The sequence below is a fragment of the Streptomyces sp. URMC 126 genome, from assembly GCF_051386555.1.
GTDB lineage: Bacteria > Actinomycetota > Actinomycetes > Streptomycetales > Streptomycetaceae > Streptomyces.
In genome coordinates this window covers 1-290 of record NZ_JBPQTX010000764.1, presented here as the reverse complement: position 1 = coordinate 290, position 290 = coordinate 1, and the positions used below count along the sequence as shown (strand labels likewise).

Sequence of the window (290 nt, the reverse complement as noted above, 5' to 3'; positions counted from 1 at the left end):
GTCCGCCGCCGTGGAGCTGCCCTCGGGCAGTCTGCTGGCGCTGTACACCGACGGCCTGCTCAAGGAGGGCCGCGCCTACGGCGACATCGACGCACGCATGGCGCTGCTAGCGTCCGCGCTGCGCGGCCCGAAGCCGCCGCCGGGCTCCTCGCCGGAGCCTGAGCCCTCACCGCGGCCGGAGGTGTCGCTGGAACGGATCTGCGGCCGGGTCACGGACACCCTGCTGCCCGATGGCCCGCGCGACGGCCCGCCGGACAGCACCCGTGACAGCCCCCGTGACGACGTGGCAC

General features: G+C 75.5%; 1 protein-coding gene. It reads left to right on the top strand.

What is annotated here, in order from left to right; translation table 11 throughout:
- The coding region (locus ACSNOK_RS33805) for a hypothetical protein (protein ID WP_436784577.1) at positions 1-290 on the top strand (290 nt) is incomplete at both ends.